The organism is Paenarthrobacter nitroguajacolicus (genome assembly GCF_051027655.1).
In the GTDB taxonomy this organism is placed as follows: domain Bacteria; phylum Actinomycetota; class Actinomycetes; order Actinomycetales; family Micrococcaceae; genus Arthrobacter; species Arthrobacter nitroguajacolicus.
Genome location: NZ_CP073234.1, coordinates 4211535 through 4230464, shown reverse-complemented (window position 1 = coordinate 4230464; position 18930 = coordinate 4211535). Strand labels below are relative to the sequence as shown.

Genomic DNA, 18930 nt, shown 5'->3' with positions numbered 1-18930 from the left:
GTTTTTGATTCTGCGATCGACTTATTCGATAACCCAGCTGTGGTGACCTAGTCCCGGACGGCGCCGTACAACTTCAGGCAGGTCTCTTCGAAGGCCAACACCCGTTGGGTGGCCTGGACTCCTTCCGGCCGGACCAACATCACCTCGATCGGCGGGAAAGCATCCGTCAGTGCCAGCGGGACTACCTTTCCACCTGAGTAGGTGACGTCACTGTGCAGCCGCTGATTGAGGATGGCATAGCCGTGGCCCTTGGCAACGAATGAGCGTACGGTCTCATAACCTGCGAATCGGTGCCGGACATTCTGGACTACTCCGGCCATGGCATAGAGCTGCTCGTAGTACTCCCGGCTATGCGGAAGGTCCAGCACTACGGAAGGCTCGCCGTCGAGCTCCATCAGCGAGATTTCACGTTCCGGGCGGCCCGCCGCCGGGTGCCCCTCGTGGACCAGGATGTGTGGCGGAACCCGCTCCACCACCTTGTACGCGAAACCCTTGCCAAGGCCCAGGCCGTAGGTGAGGGCGACATCGCAACGGCCATCCATCAGTGCGTCCTGCAACGTAGCCAGATCCGCCTCCAGAATGGAAACCTCGACGCCGGGATGCCGGCTTTCGAACGTCTGCAGGATGGCAGGAAGGCGGAAAGGCGCCAGCGGGGCGAAGACGCCAACTTTCAGCTCGCCAACCAGCGTGGTGGACAGGCCTCGCGCGGACTCATACAGCGAATCTGCCTGCTCAAGGAAGGACTTGATGTCTTTGGCGAATTGCCGGCCGCTCTGTGTCAGTCGAAGGCCCCGGGATTTATGGCGAACGAACAGCTGCGTGGCCAGGCTCGTTTCCAACTGGGCCATCGCCGCGGATAGCGCAGACTGCGTCACCATCAGTCGCTGGGCCGCTGCCGTCATGTTCTCGAGTTCCGCCACCACGGCGAAGTACCGCAGCTGCGTGAGGGTGAAGGGTTTTGCCATCCGTCCATGGTCGCACCTAGGGCGGCCGGTTACTGGCCCCGGATGAGGTGCGCCAGGAGCGCCACATGCAGTGAGGTTCGCGATTCGGCGTCGTCCAGGTCCACGGCCAGCAGTTCCTCCAACTTGGCGAGCCGGGTATAAAGAGTAGGGCGGCTCAGGTAACCGCTGCGCGCCATGGCTGCTTTGTTGCCACCGGACCCGAGGTAAAGCCCCAGCAGTTCCAGATACTCGCCTTTGCCCTCGGCGTCTGCTTGGAGGACGGCTGACAACTCCGACTCCACGAATTGCTGAACGCGTGGGTCCTTGCGCAGGAGGGCCAGGAGCCCGCGAAGGCGCACATCTGTAGCCCGGTAATAGGGCTTGCCCGCTTCCCGGAGCGTGGCGGCACTCTCCGCTACATGGGCGGCTTCGTCGATGCCGGCTGCGGCTTCCAAAAGCGTTGCCTTCATGCGGCCCACTCCAATGATCCATGCAGGGGGCACCGCGGAATTGGGTTGGGCGTTGGGGGTCGTATCAGCCCCTGGCCCTGCTGCAGCCCCGGCCAGGATTTGCAGGGTCGCCTCCTCCTGCTGGCGGGCGGGGAGGGCGAGGATCATCCCCACCGAACCGGACTGGATGCTTGCCGCCAAAGCTGTGCCGGCGCTGGACTTCAACGCCTTGGCCAGCCGCTCGAGAAGTTCGCGTTCGTCCTGCTGCCCGGCGAAGGGGTCCGCGGGCAGGACGGGGGAACCCCAAGCCTGCAGGGCGGTCCTGAAAACCAGAGGAACGTAGTAGGACGAGCGTTTCAAACCCAAGGAACCCGCCCGTGCCAGTGCCTCCGCTTCGCTGAGTCCACGGGGCTGGCGGAGCGCGTTCAGGAGTCCGGCCTGTGCGTGATGGCTGAGCTCGCGTTGATCGCGATCCGCCAAACGGTTGATCGCCAGGGTCTGGGCGGCCCGCTCAAGAACCATGATCGCCATGTCTTCGTCGGCACCGAAAGCCGCGGACGGCACGGGCACTACCAGCCTGCCCCAGACTTGTTGCCGTACTCCCACTGCTGCCTGCAGCCATCGCTCTGGTCCGGACCGTCCGGTGTGTGCCGGGAAGGGCGTGGTCCTGGATCGTCGCTCCCAGTCGTCCAGAAGATCCGTAGTGGACACGTGGTGACCCGCGTAGGCAAGCACCAAGTGCGAAAGGTCCTCCAGCACCACTGAAGCCCCAATCATGGTGGCTGCTTGCTCCACGACGCGTTGGGTGTCGGCACTTTCCAAGCTCAGCACGGTGAATGCTTCGTGGACGTCCCGGGCGCGTTCCACGCGCTCCAGCTGTTCAGCCACGATCATCCTGTGGACGATCTCCGTGACCTGGACGAACCGCACCCGATGTTCCACAACAACCACCGGCAATGTTGCCGTACGGGCGGCTTTCTCCAAGGCCGTTCGGCTGCGTTGGCGCTGCCCGACCAGTTCCACGATCAATCCTGCGGCTCCGGCCGCCTCCAGTGACCGGATGAACGACGCCGATTCTTCCGGGGATTTTTCCAGCTCCAATCCCGTGGTCAGAACCAGTTCCCCGCCGGACAGCAGGTTGCCGACGTCAAGGATTTCGCTGACGTGCACCCAACGAACGGGCGCGTCCAATCCCGTTGTGCCGCCAAGGACCTTGGGAGCGGCGGCTCGCAGCACGGGAAGTCCGAGGATGGCGCGAACGGTAGGCAGCATTTACACAGTGTAAGGCTCGCTGAGTATTCCTTTACACATGGGCTCTTCTGGGTGGACGTCGCGACGGACAGACTTATTCCAACCTTCGAAAACACCCCCGCACCAAGGAGAACTCTTGAACACCATCGAGCACTGGATCAACGGCAGCTACGTCCCCGCCGGCGACCGCACAGCTCCCGTCACAAACCCAGCCACGGGGAAGGTGACCGGGCAGGTTGCTTTGGCCAGCGTCGAGGACGGTCATGCCGCCGTCGCCTCCGCGAAAGCTGCTTTCCCGGCATGGCGCGATACCTCCTTGGCTCGCCGCACCCAGATCCTTTTCGCTTTCCGTGAGCTCCTCAACTCCCGAAAGGACGAGCTCGCCGCGATTATCACCTCTGAGCACGGCAAGGTCCTGGATGATGCCCTGGGCGAGGTAACCCGTGGTCAGGAAGTGGTGGAGTTCGCTTGCGGTATACCGCACCTGCTTAAGGGCAGCTACACGGAGAACGCCTCCACCAAGGTGGACATCCACTCCATCCGGCAGGCACTGGGCCCTGTGGCAATCATCAGCCCGTTCAATTTCCCCGCGATGGTGCCCATGTGGTTCTTCCCGATCGCGATCGCCGCCGGCAACACCGTCATCATCAAGCCCAGTGAGAAGGATCCCACGGCTGTCAATTGGGTCGCCGAACTCTGGAAGGAAGCCGGCCTTCCCGACGGCGTGTTCAACGTCCTTCACGGTGACAAGGTGGCGGTTGATACCCTGCTGACGCACCCGGATGTCAAAGCCGTTTCCTTCGTGGGCTCCACCCCGATCGCCAAGTACGTCTACGAGACGGCTACTGCCCACGGCAAGCGGGTCCAGGCGCTTGGCGGCGCTAAGAACCATATGATTGTCCTTCCCGACGCCGATCTTGACCTCGCTGCCGACGCCGCCATTAACGCAGGGTTCGGTTCCGCTGGTGAACGCTGCATGGCTGTCTCGGCGCTCCGGGCCGTCGGCGACGTCGCCGATGCGCTGGTGGATAAAATCGCTGATCGTGCCCGCAGCCTGCGCACCGGGGACGGACTGCGCGGTTGCGACATGGGCCCCCTGGTGACGTCCCAGCACAGGGACAAGGTATCGGGATACGTCGACGCCGGTGAAGCGGCAGGTGCCACGCTCGTCGTCGACGGTCGCGGCGTAGTTCCCGACGCCGAAGGCGACGGCTTCTTCGTGGGCCCCACCCTGTTCGACCACGTCACCACCGATATGTCCATCTACCAGGACGAAATCTTCGGACCGGTGCTCTCGGTGGTCCGGGTGGACAGCTACGACGACGCCCTGGCCACCATCAATGCCAACCCGTACGGCAACGGCACCGCGATTTTCACGAACGACGGCGGTGCAGCCCGCCGCTTCGAGAACGAAGTTGAGGTGGGAATGGTGGGCATCAACGTCCCCGTCCCGGTGCCCATGGCCTACTACTCATTTGGCGGGTGGAAGAACTCCCTGTTCGGAGATACCCATGCCCACGGTTCTGAAGGTGTCGGATTCTTCACCCGAGGCAAGGCCGTCACCACCCGCTGGCTGGATCCCAGCCACGGCGGAATCAACCTCGGCTTCCCCCAAAACTCCTAAGCGCCGACGACGTCAGGACAGCCACCATGACCGCCACCCTTGAACCAACACAAACGGACCGCGAGGCAGCCCAACGCGCCTACGACCTGGACCGCAAGCACGTCTTCCACTCCTGGTCTGCGCAGGACACGCTGGACCCCATGGTCATCAGCGCAGCAGAGGGCTCACACCTCTGGGACGGAGAGGGCAACAAGTACCTGGACTTCTCTTCGCAGCTGGTCAACACCAACATCGGACACCAGCACCCGGCCGTAGTCGCGGCGATCGCCGCGCAGGCAGCAAAGCTGTGCACCATTGCTCCCAGCTATGTGAACGACGCCCGATCCGAAGCCGCACGGCTGATCGCCGAGCGGACCCCGGGGGAGTTGGACAGGATCTTCTTCACCAACGGCGGGGCAGATGCCAATGAGCACGCCGTCCGAATGGCCAGGCTGCACACTGGCCGCCATAAGGTCCTTTCCGCCTACCGCTCGTACCATGGCGGAACGCATTTGGCAGTCAATATCACCGGTGATCCACGGAGATGGGCCAGTGACAACGGCTCCGCGGGCACCATTCACTTCTTCCCGCCATACCTCTACCGCACGGCGTTCCACTCCACCACCGAGGAAGAGGAAGCCCAGAGGGCTTTGGAGCACCTGGAACAGCTCATCGAGTTCGAAGGTCCGTCCAGCATCGCTGCGATCATGCTGGAGAGCATCCCCGGAACGGCGGGCATCTACGTTCCTCCGGCCGGATACATGCAAGGCGTTCGGGAGCTGTGCACCAAGTACGGCATCGTCTTCATAGCCGATGAGGTCATGGCTGGCTTCGGACGCACAGGCAAGTGGTTCGCCGTCGAGCATTTTGACGTTGTTCCGGACCTGCTCACCTTCGCAAAGGGCGTGAACTCCGGCTACGTACCCCTCGGTGGCGTAGCAATTAGTCCGGAAATCGCAGCTACCTTTGGTACCCGCGCCTACCCCGGCGGACTGACCTACTCCGGCCACCCGCTGGCTACGGCGGCCGCCGTAGCCACCATCAACGCCATGGAACGCGAAGGCATGGTGCAGCACGCAGCGAGCCTCGGCACTGACGTGATCGGGCCGGCGCTCGCCGGATTCGCGGAACGTCACCAGTCCGTGGGCGAAGTGCGGGGCCGGGGTGTCTTCTGGGCCATCGAGCTGGTCAAGGACCGTGCCACCCGCGAACCCTTGGCTCCGTACGGTTCTTCCAGCACCGAGATGAACCAACTCGTGGCAGCCTGCAAGTCACGTGGACTCATCCCGTTCGCCAACTTCAACCGTATCCATGTGGTTCCGCCGTGCAATATCAGCGTTGAGGATGCCCTGACGGGCCTGGCCATTCTGGACGAGGTCCTGGACATCGCGGACACGTACGCGGCTTAGTGGTTGCGTCAGGTCCCGCCTCGCTCCGGAAAAGCGGGTGCGGGACCTCGCCGCATAAATCCAAGGAAAAGCTTTACTTCATTGCAATCAACTAGGTAGTCAAGCGAAACCGTCCGGGCGGAAACTGTAGCTATCCGCTTCGGAAGGATTCGCCATGCCTACGCACCTGAACCAAGCAGTAGCCGACTCGGCGCTGCTCATGAAATCGCTCCCGCTTGGCCTCCTTCGCTCTGTCCTCCAGTCTGACGCGGAGAACGGCATCACGCCGCAACTATTCGCGGAGCTCAGGGCACTGGCCAGGGTTCCCGGCCTGCTGGTGGCGTGCAACTATGGCGGAACGCTCTGCTCCGCTGAGGGCGTGTCAACGGAAACACTGCCACTGGATAGCGCCGCCGTGGCGCTCCGCGCGCTCGCCGCCTTGCCCAACACGCACACGGCCATCATCTCCGGACGCTCACTGCGGGATCTGGCAGCAGTTTCCCGGCTCCCGGCCGAGGTCCATCTGGTGGGTTCCCATGGCATGGAGTTCGACATGGGCTACGCCTACACACTGTCGCTAGCCACGGAGCAGTTGCTTCAACACGTGGCCACGGCGCTGACCGAAGCCGTTGCTTTCGAGAAGGGCATCAGTATTGTCCGAAAGCCCGTTGGGGTTGCCGTGCACACCCGGCCGGCGACGCCCGAGGTAGTGGAGCGGGTGATCTTCGTTTCGCAAAAGATCGCCATCGAGTTCGGGCTGTATTTCATCATCGATGGAACGGTGCTGGATTTGACCGTGGAGGAACCAGCCAAAGGCCAGGCCCTGGAGCAGCTCCGGGCACGGCTTGGGGTAAGTGCTGCGCTGTATGCCGGCGATGCCGAGAGCGACGAAAAAGCGATCGCCACCCTGCGCGGGCCTGACCTCGGATTGCACGTCGGACCGGGAGATACGACGGCGGCCCACACCATCCCGGATCCGGAATCCTTTGCGCACGTGCTGGCTTTGCTGTTCGAACTGCGGCGGGCCTGGTTGTTCGGCGAGGATGCTGTGGGGCTGGAACGGCATTCGATGATTGGCAATGGAAGCTCAACGGCGTTGCTCACCCCGGACGCGAAGGTCTGCTGGATGAGCCACCCCTTGCCGGACTCCGGGTCAATATTTGCCCACATTCTTGGGGGTGAGCCAGCTGGGCACTTCAGCATCGAACCGGTGAAGGCGTCGCAGGTGCTGGCGCAGCGATATGTGGACAACACCATGATCGTTGAAACGCGCTGGGCCGATGTCACGGTGACCGACTACTTGGAACCGGCGCCGGAAGGCATCACCAGTTTGGTGCGCGTCCTCTCCGGGACGGGCACTGCGCGCGTAGTGTTTGCGCCCCGGCCGGACTACGCCAACGCGCCCTTCAGTATGGAGATCCGGGGCGACGAAGTCCACATCATGGGTACTTCGGATCCGATCATCCTGTCCGCACCAGGGGTTCAATTCCGGATCAGCAGCGACGGCAAATATGCCACTGCCACCGCCGAAGTTCCCCTCCATCACGGTCCTGTGGTGCTGAACCTTCGATGCGGTGACACTGAGCCGCTGCCCGCGGACCCTGCGGGGGAGCCAAACCGGCGTGCCGGCGTCGGGCGGTCTTCCCGGGAGTGGATCAAGGCACTGCAGCTGCCCACCATCAAAACTTCCTTGGTGCGCCGCTCCGCCTTGGTGCTGAAGTCGCTCGTCCACGAGCCCACCGGTGCAGTGCTGGCCGCGCCCACCACGTCGCTGCCAGAGGGCATCGGCGGGACCCGCAACTGGGATTACCGGTATTGCTGGCTGCGTGACGGGTCCATGACCGTGAATGCATTGGTGTCGTTGGGCTCCACGCGGGAGGCCGACGGGTTCCTGGCCTGGCTGGACCGCATCCTCAAGAATGCTCCAGGGCCCGAGTGGTTGCATCCCCTCTATTCGGTGACCGGGGCGCCGCTCTCCACGGAGGCAATCGTGGAAAGCCTGCCCGGTTATGCAGGTTCGCGACCCGTCCGGATCGGCAACGCGGCAGATCATCAGGTGCAGTTGGACGTGTTCGGGCCCATTGCCGAGCTGATCCACGATCTTGCCGAGCGGCGTGGATTCCTGCCCGATGAACACTGGTTCCTGATGGAACAGATGGCACATGCGGTGCTTGCCCGTTGGCATGAGCCCGACCACGGGATTTGGGAAGCCCGCAGGCCCCCGCGGCACCACGTGTACACCAAAGTGATGTGTTGGGTCACGCTGGACAGGGCCCTCCGGGCTGCCGCTTTGCACGGGCGCCCACCCCACGCTGATTGGGCTCCCACTGCCGAAACCATCCGCGAGGAAGTCCTGCGCGAGGGCTGGGACTCGTCGGCAATGTCCTACACGGTGGCTTACGACAGTCCTGACCTCGACGCCGCCGTGCTTCACATAGGCCTTTCCGGCTTGCTGGATGTTCAGGACCAGCGGTTCCTGGACACTGTCACAGCCGTTGAACGCGAGTTGCGTGTGGGGCCCACCGTTTTCCGGTACAGGTACGACGACGGGCTGCCGGGTTTGGAGGGCGGCTTCCACATCTGCACTACCTGGCTGATCGAGGCGTACCTCGCCGTTGGCCGCCTGGATGATGCCCTGGAGCTGTTCAATCAGTTGGTGGCATTGTTCGGACCGACGGGCTTGCTGCCGGAGGAGTACGATCCCGGCACGGAAACGCACTTGGGTAACCATCCGCAGGCATACTCGCACCTGGGCTTCATTCGCTGCGCGCAGCTTCTGGATTACTACTTGGCCAGCGCGGACGTGGAATAACCCAAGTAAGTCGCAGCAGAGCGCGTTTTGAGCGCTGAAAACGCGCACAATTGCGACTCAGTTGGGGAAGCGGTGCGGCTAGGCGAGCAGCAGGGCCACGGCGATCATGGCCGGCACCGCCACGATGGTGGTGATGAGCACGGTGTCCTTGGCCACGGTGATTCCCGCTTGGTAGCGGTTCGCCGCCACGAAGACGTTCTGTGCTGTGGGCAGGGCGGAGGTAACCACCACGGCAAACAGCGCGTGCCCTTCCATGCCCAGCGCAAAGCGCGCGAACAGGTACGCGATCAATGGGTGGACAATGAGCTTGAACCCGCTGGCCAGCAAGGTATCCAACCTGCGGCCCGCGGCTTTTTGCAGTGGCTTTGATCCGTTCAGGCTCATGCCGAAGGACATCAGCATGGCCGGAATCGCGGCACCGCCAATGAGGTGGATCGGCTCAAGAATCAGCGTCGGGACCTGGAAACCGGTGCCCGCTACCAGGAGGCCCAGCGCCGACCCCACGATCATGGGGTTCTTCACGATCATCAGCAGGAAGCGGAGGAAAGTGGTGCGGTGGGTGCTGGTGCTGGCGTCGAGGGCCATCAGGTACATGGGCGTGAAGAACGCCAGTTGGAAGATCAACAACGGAGCCACATAACTCGCATCACCCAGGACAAACACGGCGATGGGGATGCCGAGGTTGGCTGAGTTGGCCAGGGATGCACTCATGGAGGACATCAGTGCTTCCGGCATGGCGCGCTTGAGCCAGAACTTTGCGATCAGGAAGAACAGCAGACCCGTCACCACGGCGCCTACGGCCGTGACCAGTAGGGGAGCGGCAAAAACGTCGTGCAGTTTGGCCTTGCTCAAGGTCTCGAACAGCAGGGCGGGGCTCGCGACGAAGAACGTCAGCGAGCTCAGGACGGACCGGGCGTTCTCGCCCAGGATGTTCCGCCGTCCAACAAACATGCCCACCAGGATGATGGCCCACACCACGAAGAACCCGGACAGGACGCCGATCATGGCGCTGTGCGGGCGGAAGCTGGTTGGGTCACGAATGACAGCTTAGCTACAAATGAGAACTGAGTAAGCGTTTTCTCGGGAGAGTTCCGTCATACGGACCCGAAAAACCGCCCGACGTCGGCACTCACCTGGGTGCCGACGTCGAACGTTGCTGTGGAGCCTTAGCTGAGGTGCGCTGCGTTACTGAGCGCGTGGGGCGGGCGCATAAGCCCAAGGGTGTGGCCCTCGGCGGGGTCGTTGCCGAGCTGGAGGATCTTGTTGTCCTTGTCCACGTGGACAACCCGCGGCTCGTAGGTCCGTGCCTCTTCCGTGGTCATCTCCGCGTAGGTGATGAGGATGACGGTGTCGCCAACGTGGACCATGTGGGCTGCCGCGCCGTTGATCCCGATCACGCCGGAACCGCGCTCGCCCGCAATCGTGTACGTTTCGAGCCGGGCGCCATTGGTCACATCCACAATGGAGACGAGCTCACCGGGAAGGATGTCGGCTGCGTCCAGGAGGTCCAGGTCGACAGTGACCGAACCGACGTAGTGGAGGTCGGCGTGTGTCACCGTTGCGCGGTGGATCTTGGACTTGAACATTGTGCGGATCATAGTGCGATCAGTTTAGCGCGGCACCCTCATCCGGCGCTGTGACGTACCAGACTCCCGGGCCATTCCCCGTCCAATCAGGGTCACGAACGGCTGGCCTGCAGGGCGGCCGCCGGCACGTAGTGTTCCAGTGCGGTTCCTGCCACCACCAGCGCACGCAGTTCGGCCAGCCCACCGGTCACCGCCCCGGCAGCGCGCGCCTGGACCAGGACGTTGCCCTGCGCAGTTGCCTCAACGGGTCCGGCGATCACGGGCTTGCCGGTCGCATCAGCGGTTAGTTGGCACAAAAGCCGGTTCTGCGAACCGCCACCCACGATGTGCACCACACTGGTGCTGCGGCCGGTGAGCCGTTCGGCGTCGGCCAGCGTCCGGGCATACCCGGCAGCGAGGCTATCCATAATGCAACGCACGACGGCGGCAGGCCGGTCCGGGAGCACCGCGCCGGTGTTGCGCACGGCTGCGCGGATTCGGTCCGGCATGTTGTCAGGGGCCGTGAAGGCAGGATCGTCGGCGTTGATCTGCGGACCTCCGGCAGGGAGCGCAGCAGCTGAGTCAAGCAAAGCCGGGAGCGACTGGCTGAATCCCTGGGTAGCCCACGTACGCTGGCATTCGCTCAACAGCCACAGGCCACCCACGTTGCGGAGGTAGCGGATGGTCCCGTCCACGCCGCGTTCGTTGGTGAAGTTGGCCTTGCGGCTCGCTTCGGTGAGCACCGGGGCGTCCAACTCCACACCCACAAGGGACCAGGTCCCTGAGGAGATGTATGCAAAGTCTTCCTGATCCGCGGGGACGGCTGCGACCGCCGAAGCAGTGTCATGCGACCCAACTGCCACCACCGTAGTGTCCGCAGGCAGGCCCGTTTGCTCAAGGACCGCGGGTAGCAGGGTGCCCACGGTTTCACCGGGCTGGACGAGCGGCGGGAAGATGTTCCGGGGCAAGCCGAAAGCATCCAGGAAGTCCGTGGCCCACTGGCCCGAAACGGCGTCGAACAGCCCGGTGGTGGAGGCGTTAGTAGCCTCGGTCCGGCGCTCACCGGTCAGCAGGAAGGCGATCAGGTCCGGGATCAGGAGAGCCTGTACCCCGTCCAGGTTCGGCTCTGCCGCCAGCTGGTACACCGTGTTGAACTGCAAGTACTGCAAACCAGTAGTGGCATACAACTTCTCCGGCGAAATGACCGCATGGACCCGCTCCACAGTGGCGCGGCTGCGTTCGTCCCGGTAGCTGTACGGTTGCGCGGTGAGCGCGCCGGTTTTGTCCACGAGGCCGTAGTCGACCGCCCACGTATCGATGCCGACGCTGACGATGCGCTCGCCGTTCCCACGTGCCACGGCAGCGGCCGCCGTCAGGCCCTTCAGCACCTCGGCGAACAGGGCGTCGAAGTCCCAGCGGAGGCCGCCGTCGAGCTCTACAACCCCGTTCGGGAAGCGGTGGATGGTCTCGAGGGAGACACCGGATGCAGGTGAAACACGGCCCAGCATGACGCGGCCGGAGGAGGCGCCGATGTCGACGGCGGCGAACACTGCGGGAGCGGACACCGCCCCGGCGTGTGCCGGGGCGGTGCTCGCGGTGGTTCCGTTGTTCACTGTCAGTCCTAGCGCAGGAATGCTGCCGCAACGCCGGCGTCCACGGGGATGTGGAGGCCGGTGGTGTGGGACAGCTCGTTGCTGGTGAGCACGGATGCGGCGTTGGCCACGTGTTCGGGGAGGACTTCGCGCTTCAGGAGCGTGCGCTGGGCGTAGTACTTGCCCAGTTCCTGCTCGTCCACACCGTACACCGCGGCGCGCTTGGCGCCCCAGCCGCCGGCGAAGATGCCGGAGCCGCGGACCACGCCGTCGGGGTTGATGCCGTTGACGCGGACGCCGTATTCGCCCAGTTCGGCGGCGAGGAGGCGGACCTGGTGGGCCTGGTCCGCTTTGGTGGCCGAGTAGGCGATGTTGTTCGGGCCCGCGAACACGGAGTTCTTGGAGGAGATGTAGATGATGTCTCCGCCCAAGCCCTGGTCGATCATGACCTTCGCTGCGGCCTTGGAGACCAGGAACGAACCCTTGGCCATGACGTTGTGCTGCAGGTCCCAGTCCTTCTCCGTGGTTTCGAGCAGCGGCTTGGAGATGGACAGTCCGGCGTTGTTGACCACCAGGTCCAGGCCACCGAAGGCGAGTACGGCTTCCTGGATGGCGGCTGCGATCTGGGCTTCGTCGGTCACGTCGGCCTGGATACCGATGGCGACGTCGGAACCACCCAGTTCCTCGGCCACCTTTTGCGCGTTCTCAAGGTTGAGGTCGGCAATCACTACGCACGCGCCGTCGGACGCCAAGCGGGTGGCGATCGCCTTGCCGATGCCCGACGCAGCACCGGTCACCAACGCGATGCGCGTGGCGTGCGACTTCGGCTTGGGCATACGGGCGAGCTTGGCTTCCTCCAGAGCCCAGTACTCGATGCGGAATTTCTCGGATTCCTCGATCGGGGCGTACGTGGAGATGGCCTCGGCGCCGCGCATCACGTTGATGGCGTTGATGTAGAACTCGCCGGTCACGCGTGCGGTCTGCTTGTCCTTGCCGAAGGAGAACATACCCACGCCGGGAACCAGCACGATGGCCGGGTCCGCTCCGCGGAGTGCAGGGCTGTTCTCGTCAGCGTGACGGTCGTAGTACGCCTGGTAGTCCTCACGGTAGGCCGCGTGGAGTTCCTTGAGGCGGGCCACGGAGTCTTCGATCGAGGCGTCGGCCGGGAGGTCCAGGACCAGGGGCTTGACCTTGGTGCGCAGGAAGTGGTCCGGGCAGGAGGTGCCCAGCGCGCCGAGGCGCGGGTGCTCTTCGGACTCAAGGAATTCAAGAACGACGGCGTCATCGCTGAAGTGCCCCAGCTGCGGCTTGTCCGTGGAGGCCAGGCCGCGGATCACCGGTGCGAGGGCAGCAGCCTTGGCCTTGCGCTCTGCCTCCGGGAGTGCACTGCAGCCCGGGAGTTTGGCGCCGAAGGGCTCGGACTTGCCGTTTTCCTTGATGTAGTTCTCGGCCTGGTCAATGATCCAGAGCGAGTTGGTCTCGGCCTCTTCGGACGTGGCGCCCCACGCGGTGATGCCGTGGCCGCCCAGGATGGTGCCGATGGCCTGGGGGTTGGCTTCCTTGATCGCGGCGATGTCCAAGCCCAGCTGGAAGCCAGGGCGGCGCCAAGGCACCCAAACAACCTTGTCGCCGAAGACCTTGGAGGTCAGTGCCTCGCCGTCCACGGCGGTAGCAATCGCGATGCCGGAATCCGGGTGCAGGTGGTCCACATGGGCGGCGTCCACCAGGCCATGCATGGCGGTATCGATCGACGGCGCTGCGCCGCCCTTGCCGTGCAGGCAGTAATCGAACGCGGCCACCATTTCGTCTTCACGCTCGACGCCGGGGTAAACGGACTTGAGTGCCTTCAGCCGGTCAAGCCGGAGCACGGCAAGGTTCTCAGCCTTCAGGGTGCCGAGGTCGCCACCGGAGCCCTTGACCCACAGGAGCTCAACATCCTGACCCGTCACCGGGTCCTTCTCCATGCCCTTGGCGGAGGTGTTGCCGCCCGCGAAGTTGGTGTTCCGCTTGTCCGCGCCGAGGCGGTTGGAACGGTTGATCAGTTCTTCAACAGTGCTCATCTTTTTAAGCGCCCCATCCGGCTTGCTGGCCGCCTGCGCGGTCCTCGTTGATCTTCTTCTGGTACCCGCTGGCCTTGTAGGCGGCCATCGGGTCGGCGGGCAGGCCGCGGGATTCACGCCACTCGGCCAGGACCGGGCGGACATCGGTGTAGAAGGCATCGTTGAAGATGCCGTTAGCGGCCAGGACATCGCCGGCGCGCTGGGCTTCGGACAACGCGGCGGTGTCCACGAGCAGGGCGCGGGCGGTCATTTCCTGGACGTTGAGGACCGAGCGGATCTGGCCCGGGATCTTCTCTTCAAGGTTGTGGCACTGGTCCAGCATCAGCGCGACGCCGGAATCCTTTCCGAAACCGCCACCACGGATGACCTCGTGCATGATGCGGAACAACTGGAAAGGATCAGCCGCGCCAACAATCAGGTCATCGTCCGCGTAGAAGCGGGAGTTGAAGTCGAACGAGCCGAGCTTGCCCAGGCGCAGGAGTTGCATGACGATGAACTCGATGTTGGTACCCGGTGCGTGGTGGCCGGTGTCCAGGCAGACGAACGCCTTCTCGCCCAGGGCAAGGGTCTGCGCGTAGGAAGTACCCCAGTCCGGAACATCGGTGTGATAGAAAGCCGGCTCGAAGAACTTGTACTCCAGGACCAGGCGCTGCTCGTCGCCGAGGCCCGCGTAGATCTCCTGGAGGGACTCTGCCAAGCGGTCCTGGCGGCCGCGGATATCGTCCTGGCCCGGGTAGTTGGTGCCGTCGGCCAGCCAGATCTTCAAGTCCTTGGAACCAGTGGCGTGCATGATCTCGATGCACTCCAAATGATGATCGATCGCGCGGCGCCGCACGGACTCATTGGACGAGGTCAGGGAGCCGAACTTGTACTCGTCATCCTGGAAAGTGTTGGAGTTAATCGTGCCCAACCCAACGCCCAAGCCGGTGGCGTACTCGCGCAGGGCGGCGTAGTCATCCACCTTGTCCCACGGAATGTGCAGCGCCACGGTGGGGGCCAGGCCCGTCAGCTCGTGGACCTTGGCGGCGTCGGCGATCTTTTCCTGAACGGTGCGCGGAGTACCCGGAGTGCCGAAGACCTTGAACCGGGTCCCGGAATTTCCGTAGGCCCAGGACGGCACTTCAATGGCCAGTTCCCCTAGACGGCCCAGGGCCGATTCTGTGGTGTTCATGCTTGTTCCTTCTGGTATTCGTGGGCGGAGTCTTTATCTATGTGTGCGGCGCTGGTGGCATCTGTGACGACGCCCGCCGCGGCAAGCTGGTCTTCAAGGTTGAAGACTTCCTCGATGACCTCGAAGCCCTGGTCCGGAGGGACGTCGCTGTCTGCGAAGAGGGTGGCCATCTCGGCTTGCCAGCGGGCATTGACCTCAGTCACGGCCATGCGGGCCTGGGCTGCCTCGTAGTCTTCGCATTCCAGGTAGCCGATCAATTGGCCGTCCGGAGCTAGGAAGAGTGAGTAGTTGTTCCACCCTGCGTTTTTCAGTGCGGACAGCATCTCCGGCCATACGGCGGAATGGCGCTGCTTGTACTCGGCCATCAGTTCCGGCTGGACTGAAGAGCGGAAACAAACCCTCATGTGCGGATCTCCAGGGTCACTCGTCTTTGAATCGTTTCATTTGTTACGATTCAAATTACCCTCGTAAACGGGAGGGTGTCAAGGCGTTTCCAACACATTGACGTCAGCCAGCGGAGATCGGAAAGCATGTCCCAGACAGCCAGCATCAAAGACGTTGCAACCCACGCCCAGGTAGCAGTGGGAACTGTTTCCAATGTGCTGAACTATCCGGATCGGGTTTCGCAGAGGACCAAGGAACGTGTCCTGAAATCCATCGCTGAACTTGGCTTTGTCCGCAACGACGCCGCCCGCCAGCTCCGCGCCGGCCAAAGCAGGACCATCGGCTTGATCGTGCTCGACGTTGGAAACCCTTTCTTCTCCTCCGTGGCCCGTGCGGCGGAAGATGCGGCGGCGGCCCTGGGCAGCGTCGTCCTGGTGGGGGATAGCGGCCAGGATGCTTCGCGCGAAGCCCACTACATGGATCTGTTCCAAGAGCAGCGCGTCCAAGGCCTGCTGATTTCGCCGGTGGGTGACGTGGGTCAGCGGATCGATACCCTGCGCGAACGAGGAGTCCCAACAGTCCTGGTGGATGAACTCGCAGACACCGATCGTTGCAGCTCGGTCTCCGTGGATGACGAGGAAGGCGGCTACTTGGCCGCCAAGCACCTGCTGGACCTGGGCCGCCGTCGTCTGGCTTTTGTTGGCACGCCCTCCATCCGCCAGGTGGCCAGCCGACTCAAGGGCGCGCAGCGCGCTGTCAGTGAAGTATCGGATGCCACCATCGAGGTGCTCGACTCAGAGGGGCAGACCGTCCTGACCGGCCGCAAAGTGGGCAACAGCTTGGTGGAACGTTCCCCGCAAGAGCGGCCCGAAGCCGTCTTCTGCTCCAACGACCTCCTGGCGCTCGGAGTCATGCAATCCCTGACGATGCTGCGAACCGTTCGTATTCCGGAGGACATCGCCCTCATTGGGTACGACGACATCGATTTCGCCATCTCCGCAGTGGTGCCGCTGTCGTCCATCCGACAGCCCACCGAGGCGCTCGGCCGGACGGCGATTGAGTTGCTCGCGGAGGAGCAAGAGAGTGGCGGAACCAAACACCGGTCCGTGGTGTTCACCCCCGAGCTGGTGGTCCGCCAAAGCACCGCCGGCGCACCCAACTGAGCGCGCACCCAACTGAGTAACAGCACGTGTCCCAATGGCCGCCCATAGCGACATGTGCTGTTACTCAGTTGGGTTAACTACAGGGCGTAGATGCTCCAGGACGCCGTGTGCTGGGTGCCGGGTTCCAGTCGGATCAGGTCCGTGCCGCTGTTGAAGGCATCCGGCGGGCACGTCATGGGCTCCACCGCCAGTCCGATTCGGCCCGGGACGGGTGCCGGCTTGTCAGCCGTATGGATCTGCAGCCATGGGCAGCTTTCGTCCCAGGACATTCCGACGCCGGTGCCCGCCGGGTCGCGTAGCGACAGCCGCGCCAGCCCGCCGTCGAACGCTATTCCTGTGAAGGCATGGTCGATTTCCGTGCTGCCAATGGCCCGCGGGGAACGGAAGTCGAACTCGTGACCTTCCACGCCCACGACACCCAGGGGCAGCAGCCGGTCCGGCGTGACCTCCAGGAAAGAGTCGGCGGCGAACTCGAGAACCCACTCATCCAGCGGTGATGTGCCGGCCACAAGGTAAGGGTGCGGGCAAACGCCGTAAGGGGCGGCGACGTCCGCCGCATTGACTGCTGTGACGGACGTATGAAGTCCGGCGTCGTCCAGCATGAATCGGGCCGAAAGCTCCAGCACGAACGGGTATCCCGGTGTGGGCCCTACCGTGCACGTCAAAGTGAGCGACCCGGCGTCGGACTCTTTCAGGGCCCAATCGAGCGGGAACGCGAGCCCGTGCAGCGCAGTAGCCCGCTCCGGTTCGTTGATAGGAAGCTGGTGCTCGACGCCGTCGAAGCTGTACGCGCCGTCCGCGATCCTGTTGGGCCACGGCGCGGCAATAACGCCACGGTAGTCAGGGATCGGGCCGCCCTCCGGAAACGGGACCACGAGGTCCCGGCCTTCAAATTGCAGGACGCGCAGCGCAGCCGCGCGGGCGGTCACGACGGCGGTGTAGCCGCCCGCACTCAGGGTGAATTCGGTGCTCACAGGCCGCCGGCCAGCTTGTAGTACGCGGCGTTCCAGTTGAGTTCTTTCTTGAACTGTTTGATGGTGGTGCCTTCGTCGATGGTGAGGAGTTCGGTCTTGGCGATTTCGGCGAAGTCCTCGAATACGTCCAGGCCCACCTGCGTGGACAATACCGTGTGGTGCGCGGCGCCGGCGGTGAGCCACGCTGCGGCCGAGGTAGCGAAGTTGGGCTTTGGCTCCCAGAGTGCGCGGGCGACGGGCAGGTTGGGGAGTGGCTGGTCGAGATCGACGACGTCCACCACGTTGGCCACCAAGCGGAACCGATCGCGCATATCGGACAACGCCACGACGATGCCGGGGCCGGCGTCGGTGTCGAACACCATGCGGACAGGGTCTTCCTTGCCGCCGATGCCCAGCGGGTGGATCTCAACACGCGGCTTTTTGGCGGTGAGCGACGGGCAGACCTCCAGCATGTGCGCGCCCAGGATCTTCTCGGAGCCGGGCTCAAGGTGGTACGTGTAGTCCTCCATGAGCGACGCGCCACCGGGCAGGTCGCCGCCCATCACCTTGGCGGCGCGGACCAGGATCGCGGTCTTCCAATCGCCCTCGGCGCCGAAGCCGTAACCGTCGGCCATGAGGCGCTGGACGGCCATTCCCGGCAGTTGACGCAGCGCCCCCAAATCCTCGAAAGAGGTGGTGAAGGCTGCGGAGCCGTTGGCTTCCAGGAAGCTGCGGAGACCCAGTTCGATCCTGGCGCTGTAACGCAGCGACTCGTGACGGTCGCCGCCTGCTTTGAGTTCGTCAACCACGTCGTAAAGGCGCTCGTACTCTGCAACCAAAGCGTCGACGTCGGACTCTGCTGCGCCGTGGACGGCGTCGGCGAGCTCGTTGACGGACCACGTGTTGACGGAGACGCCGAAGCGGAGCTCGGCTTCGGTCTTGTCGCCTTCGGTGACGGCGACGTTGCGCATGTTGTCGCCGAAGCGGGTCAACTTCAGCGTGCGGACGGCGGCCCATCCGGCCGAGGCGCGCTGCCACGCACCAACCTGTCGGGCAACCTCAGGGTTGCTGACATGCCCGACGACGGTCTTCCGCGGCACGCCGAGGCGCGACTGGATATATCCGAACTCCCGGTCGCCGTGGGCTGCCTGGTTCAGGTTCATGAAGTCGAAATCGATGTCAGCCCAGGGAAGGTCCCGGTTAGCCTGCGTGTGCAGGTGAAGCAGGGGCTTGCGGAGGGCGTCCAGGCCTTGGATCCACATCTTGGCGGGGCTGAACGTGTGCATCCAGGCGGTCACGCCGATCACGGAATCGTCTGAATTGGCTTCCAGCGCGGTGCGACGGATGGCGTCGGAATCGGTGAGGACGGGCTTCCACACGAGCTTGACCGGAACGTTGCTGTTGGCATTGAGGACGTTGGCAATCTCCTGCGACTGCGCTGCGACCTGCTTGAGGACATCCTCGCCGTAGAGGTGCTGGCTGCCCGTGAGGAACCAGACCTCGTACTGGTCGAGGGAAGTGTTGTTAGCGGAAGTATTGACGGCGGTAGGCATGGGGTGCTCCTGGAGTGTGGTGGTCCGAATGGTTTAGCGGCG

At 63.7% G+C, this 18930-nt stretch carries 14 protein-coding genes; 4 read left to right on the top strand and 10 right to left on the bottom strand.

Annotated features, from left to right (window positions below; all coding sequences use genetic code 11):
* Positions 1–47 precede the first annotated feature (47 nt).
* Complete coding sequence (locus KCX59_RS19930) at positions 48–965, bottom strand: LysR family transcriptional regulator (RefSeq protein WP_091469746.1); 918 nt, start codon at positions 963–965, stop codon at positions 48–50.
* 29 nt (positions 966–994) lie between these two features.
* Positions 995–2665, bottom strand: a complete 1671-nt coding sequence (locus KCX59_RS19925) for a PucR family transcriptional regulator (RefSeq protein WP_179017789.1) — start codon at positions 2663–2665, stop codon at positions 995–997.
* Positions 2666–2780: 115 nt separating this feature from the next.
* Here KCX59_RS19925 and KCX59_RS19920 point away from each other — a divergent pair, with 115 nt between their 5' ends.
* The 3 genes from KCX59_RS19920 (at position 2781) to KCX59_RS19910 (ending at position 8447) form a co-directional block, all read left to right on the top strand.
* Positions 2781–4268, top strand: coding sequence for a CoA-acylating methylmalonate-semialdehyde dehydrogenase (locus KCX59_RS19920; RefSeq protein ID WP_179017788.1), 1488 nt, complete (start codon positions 2781–2783; stop codon positions 4266–4268).
* 26 nt (positions 4269–4294) lie between these two features.
* Positions 4295–5656: an aspartate aminotransferase family protein gene (locus KCX59_RS19915; RefSeq protein WP_179017787.1), complete on the top strand. Its 1362-nt coding sequence runs from the start codon at positions 4295–4297 to the stop codon at positions 5654–5656.
* Positions 5657–5810: 154 nt separating this feature from the next.
* A complete protein-coding gene (locus KCX59_RS19910; RefSeq protein ID WP_179017786.1) occupies positions 5811–8447 on the top strand; it encodes a trehalase-like domain-containing protein in 2637 nt (878 codons plus the stop codon).
* 78 nt (positions 8448–8525) lie between these two features.
* Here the strand turns inward: KCX59_RS19910 and KCX59_RS19905 are convergent, their stop codons facing one another.
* The 6 genes from KCX59_RS19905 to KCX59_RS19880 form a co-directional block, all read right to left on the bottom strand.
* The gene (locus KCX59_RS19905; RefSeq protein WP_091469758.1) at positions 8526–9452 is read right to left on the bottom strand and encodes an AEC family transporter; all 927 of its coding nucleotides are present in this window, start codon (positions 9450–9452) and stop codon (positions 8526–8528) included.
* 161 nt (positions 9453–9613) lie between these two features.
* A complete protein-coding gene (gene panD / locus KCX59_RS19900) occupies positions 9614–10045 on the bottom strand; it encodes an aspartate 1-decarboxylase (protein WP_179017785.1) in 432 nt (143 codons plus the stop codon).
* Between the two features lie 80 nt (positions 10046–10125).
* The gene (locus tag KCX59_RS19895; RefSeq protein ID WP_179017784.1) at positions 10126–11625 is read right to left on the bottom strand and encodes a rhamnulokinase; all 1500 of its coding nucleotides are present in this window, start codon (positions 11623–11625) and stop codon (positions 10126–10128) included.
* 8 nt (positions 11626–11633) lie between these two features.
* Positions 11634–13664 (bottom strand): bifunctional aldolase/short-chain dehydrogenase, encoded by a 2031-nt coding sequence (locus tag KCX59_RS19890; RefSeq protein ID WP_179017783.1) that lies wholly within the window; start codon positions 13662–13664, stop codon positions 11634–11636.
* 4 nt (positions 13665–13668) lie between these two features.
* Positions 13669–14835, bottom strand: coding sequence for an L-rhamnose isomerase (gene rhaI / locus KCX59_RS19885; protein ID WP_178995758.1), 1167 nt, complete (start codon positions 14833–14835; stop codon positions 13669–13671).
* The gene (locus KCX59_RS19880) at positions 14832–15239 is read right to left on the bottom strand and encodes an L-rhamnose mutarotase (protein WP_091469769.1); all 408 of its coding nucleotides are present in this window, start codon (positions 15237–15239) and stop codon (positions 14832–14834) included. Before KCX59_RS19880 ends, rhaI begins: the two co-directional genes overlap by 4 nt.
* 126 nt (positions 15240–15365) lie before the next feature.
* On the opposite strand from KCX59_RS19880, the gene KCX59_RS19875 reads away from it, so the two are divergent.
* Complete coding sequence (locus KCX59_RS19875; protein ID WP_179017782.1) at positions 15366–16382, top strand: LacI family DNA-binding transcriptional regulator; 1017 nt, start codon at positions 15366–15368, stop codon at positions 16380–16382.
* Between the two features lie 77 nt (positions 16383–16459).
* On the opposite strand, the gene KCX59_RS19870 is transcribed toward KCX59_RS19875, so the two are convergent.
* Complete coding sequence (locus KCX59_RS19870) at positions 16460–17356, bottom strand: aldose 1-epimerase family protein (protein ID WP_179017781.1); 897 nt, start codon at positions 17354–17356, stop codon at positions 16460–16462.
* Positions 17353–18888: an L-arabinose isomerase gene (araA, locus tag KCX59_RS19865; protein ID WP_091469776.1), complete on the bottom strand. Its 1536-nt coding sequence runs from the start codon at positions 18886–18888 to the stop codon at positions 17353–17355. Before araA ends, KCX59_RS19870 begins: the two co-directional genes overlap by 4 nt.
* Positions 18889–18930 lie beyond the last annotated feature (42 nt).